The 3,486-nt window shown below is 71.6% G+C and carries 3 protein-coding genes and 1 pseudogene; 1 reads left to right on the top strand and 3 read right to left on the bottom strand.

All coding sequences use genetic code 11. The features are described 5' to 3' along the window. Positions 1 to 323 precede the first annotated feature (323 nt). The 3 genes from K7G61_RS35680 to K7G61_RS35670 form a co-directional block, all read right to left on the bottom strand. Positions 324 to 512: a DUF397 domain-containing protein gene (locus tag K7G61_RS35680; protein ID WP_225851310.1), complete on the bottom strand. Its 189-nt coding sequence runs from the start codon at positions 510 to 512 to the stop codon at positions 324 to 326. Continuing rightward, on the bottom strand, positions 509 to 1,381 hold the full coding sequence (locus tag K7G61_RS35675; RefSeq protein ID WP_225851309.1) for a helix-turn-helix transcriptional regulator: 873 nt from the start codon (positions 1,379 to 1,381) through the stop codon (positions 509 to 511). Before K7G61_RS35675 ends, K7G61_RS35680 begins: the two co-directional genes overlap by 4 nt. 224 nt (positions 1,382 to 1,605) lie before the next feature. Next, positions 1,606 to 2,523: a phosphotransferase gene (locus K7G61_RS35670; protein WP_225851308.1), complete on the bottom strand. Its 918-nt coding sequence runs from the start codon at positions 2,521 to 2,523 to the stop codon at positions 1,606 to 1,608. 767 nt (positions 2,524 to 3,290) lie between these two features. On the opposite strand from K7G61_RS35670, the pseudogene K7G61_RS35665 reads away from it, so the two are divergent. Continuing rightward, positions 3,291 to 3,486, top strand: a pseudogene (locus tag K7G61_RS35665) (hypothetical protein); the annotation flags it as partial.

Genomic DNA, 3,486 nt, shown 5'->3' with positions numbered 1-3,486 from the left:
CCAGTTCCTCTACCAGGGCAAGAACCCGAGCGCGAACACCAGCTACAACCTCCTGCCCTGGCGCCCGGGCCTGCTCACCCTGCAGCGCTGACCCGTCCGGCCCGCGGTGACCGCCGCTCCATGGTGACCGCGGGCCGCCGGATCCGCTGACCGTACGCACAGCACCACCCGAGGGACCCCGGCCGCCATGGCCGGGGTCCCTCTCGTACCGTAGGCCGTGGCGCCGGTGAAGGAGGTGCTCGCGTCCGTCAGACGCGGGAACGTGCCGCTCGCCTCGGTCCGCTCAAGGATCCACTCATTCACCGCCCACCGGTGAGGGAAGATCACGCCTGCGCCACGAACCCCACGAACCGCGACCACTCCTCGCGACCGACGGCGATGTGCGGGCGCGTCACGTCCTTGGAGTCCCGTACGCAGACATCCTGTTCGGTGACGGCGACCTCGACACAGTCGTCACCCGAGCTGCCGCTGTAGCTGGACTTGAACCATGCCAGTTCCCGGCTCGTGCTCATCGCTCTCCTCGGAGTCGCTCCAGCAGGCTCCGTGAGTCTTGAGGGGTCAAAGCCTGCGAGCGCAGTGTGTCATAGCGCTGGCAGAGGAGACGCACCTCTTTCGGGTCAGAGATGAGCCGGCCGTTCTCCTGCCCTTCGGAGTACGCCAGCCGTCGGCTCTCAGGCGTCTCCAGGAGGCGTACCGGCCCATCCATGCAAGCGTGGAACTCGGCTTCGGTCGGCACGATCTGCAACGTCACATTGCGGGGGGCCGTCAGCTCCAGCACATGTTCCAGTTGGCCCCGCCGCACATCGTGCCCGCCCAGCCTGCGCCGGAACACGGCCTCCTCCACGATGAAGTGGAAGGGTACGGTGGGCCGCTCCAGCAGCATCCTCTGCCGATCCAGCCTCGCCACCACCTGAGCCTCCAACTGCTCGTCGGTCAGCAGCGGAATACGGTTCTCGAACAGGGCCCGCGCGTACCCCTCCGACTGCAGCAGCCCCGGCACGAGCCGGCACTCGTACGTGCACAGGCTCACCGCCACCCGCTCCAGGCGGGCCCACTGCCGGAACCACGCCGCGAGCCCCACGTCCCCGCGCCCCCGGCTGAGGTACTTCGATCCCTTCCGCAGCGCTCCCGTGTTGCCCAGCGCCTCGTCGGAACGCTCCACCAACGCCACGTCGGGCATCCGCCGCCCCAGCTCGACCGACTCGACCGTGTGCCTGGAGAAGTTCACCAGGGCCGCGAACTCGCTTCTGCTGTACCCCGCGTGCTCCCGCAGTGCCTGCATGACCGCCCCGAACGTCCGCAGGCTGTCCGAGGGTTCGGGCTCCCGGTCCGCCTCGCCACCCGCCACGCCCCCATCGCCCACCACACCGCCGCCGCTCATCCGCGGCCACCTCCGGTTCCGTACCGCGCTGTTCGCCGTCCCCCAGCCGACGGCACTCAGCACTCAGCGTGACGCACGACGCGTCGTACCGTCCACGGAATGTGCCCGTACGCTGACGGAGCGTACGGACCGCACTTCAGGAGCCCGCCCCAAGGGCCCGTCACCAGGATCACCAAGGGCGCGCTCGTCGTGCGAGTGCGGGAACGAGTTCGAAGAAGTGTGCGTCAAACTCCCCTCAGTACGCGGTCGAGTGCCGCGCGGCCCGCGGGTCCCCAGTGCGGCTTGCCGCCGGGAAGGCCCTGATCTCCGTTCCGCCCCATGAGCATCAGGAAGAGGCTCTTCATCGCCGCCAGCCCGCGGGCCCGCCGGATCGCCGCCTCGTCCGCGCGCGCGTACCTCTCGAAGAACCGTGCGGCCGTGCCCGCGGGCAGCAGCACCCACGCGGCGGCCAGGTCCCACGCCGGATCGCCGGCGAACAAGTCACCGAAGTCGACGACGCCCGAGAGCGTTCCGTCCGAGACGACGACGTTGGCGGGGTGGAGGTCGCCGTGCACCCACACCGGCGGGCCCTCCCACCCGCCGGCCGCGACGGCGTCGTCCCACACGGCCCGGACATCGGCGGCGGCGTCGGCGGGGACGTCGGCGGGGATGTCGGCGGCGAGGGCCTGGAAGAAGTTCTCGAAGCCGTCCGTGCAGTCCCGGGGATGGGCCCCGCGGTCCGTGGCGACCGGCGCATCGGCGGGCGCCTCCACATGGAGCGCGCGGAGGAAGTCCGCCAGTGTGTCGGCCGCGTGGTAGCCGCGGCTGATAGAACCGAGGTCCAGCGGCTCGCCGGGAACCCAGGTCATCACGGTCCAGTGCTTGGGGAAGCGCTCGGACGGTTCGCCGGACCGCACCGGGACCGGCACGGGCAGCGGCAGGCGCGGGGCCAGCACGGGCAGCCACCGCCGCTCCTTGAGCTGGGGCTCCGGGGTGCGGTCCATGCGCTGCATGCGTACCGCCAACTCGTCCCCGAGACGCCACATCTGGTTGCCCCAGCCGCCCGCCACCTCGCGGACGGCCAGCCCCGCGAGGTCCGGATGCTGCTCCCGCAGCAGGTCGCGGACCAGGTCCGCGGTGATCTCGATCCCGGTGCCGGTCATGCGACGTCACAGTACCGAGGCGGCGGGCGCAGCGGCTTCCCGCTCTTCCCCGAGTTCGCGGCAGCCGTTCGCGGAAGCCCGCGTCCGCTGTCCATGCCGCCCGTCGACCGGCCGGTGTCCCCTGGTATGGACTGCACCCCGGTTCCCTCTATACATTCATCCAGGATCGCTGGGTCATGATTCGCGGCCAGAGCCCACCGAAGGGGTACCCCACACCCCGCACCGCGGTGCCTCCCAGCCGACGGTCAGCCTCGAACGGCCATGCACTCTCTGTCACCTTGGTCCCCCCCACATTTTCGAGGAACAGAACAATGCAGCCTTCATCCCTTCCGCCCGGGAGCTCGCCGCACCGCGGGCGCCCGCCCGCGACGCCGGCCTGCCACGGCACGCCGCCCAGCGGACACAGCCCGACGAAGAAGCAGGGACCAGGCGTCCTGCCGACCGGCTACCGCTGACCCGGGACCACGTCCGCGGGGAAAGGCGGCGGTCCTGCGGCGACCCCGGAGGGACCGCCACGCGAAGCCTGTCCCCCACTGCCGCCTGCCTCGCCCGTCCTCGCCCGTCCCGTGCGCCGAGTCGGCGCACGGCGACGTGGCCTTGGCCGTGGCCGCAGCGGACCCGCAGCCGGCCGGCACCGGCGGCGGAAGCCGCCACGCCTCCGCCATTGGCACCCGTGTGACACCGCTTCCGGCACCGCCGTGCCCGCCCCCGTGGGCGCGGACCCGTGCCCGGAGCACGATCCGCAACGACGACATGGAGGTCCCCCGATGACATCGGGCATACGTATGCTCCGCACACCGCGCCGCCGCTTGGGCGCGCTCACCGCCACGGTGGCCGTGGCCGCCGCGACGGCCCTGGCCGTCGTGTCGGCCACGCCCGCCCAGGCCGCGACCACCTTGCGGTCGCTGGCGGAGGGGCATGGCAAGTACTTCGGCACCGCGCTGACCGACGGCGACCTGAACA

The organism is Streptomyces sp. HPF1205 (assembly GCF_020400825.1).
Lineage (GTDB): Bacteria > Actinomycetota > Actinomycetes > Streptomycetales > Streptomycetaceae > Actinacidiphila.
This window is presented reverse-complemented; position numbering and strand designations above follow the sequence as displayed.

Bases quoted from the DNA above. Each gene is read 5' to 3' on its own strand.
- K7G61_RS35680 (WP_225851310.1), bottom strand. From the start codon at position 512: ATGAGCACGAGCCGGGAACTGGCATGGTTCAAGTCCAGCTACAGCGGC.
- K7G61_RS35675 (WP_225851309.1), bottom strand. From the start codon at position 1,381: ATGAGCGGCGGCGGTGTGGTGGGCGATGGGGGCGTGGCGGGTGGCGAG.
- K7G61_RS35670 (WP_225851308.1), bottom strand. From the start codon at position 2,523: ATGACCGGCACCGGGATCGAGATCACCGCGGACCTGGTCCGCGACCTG.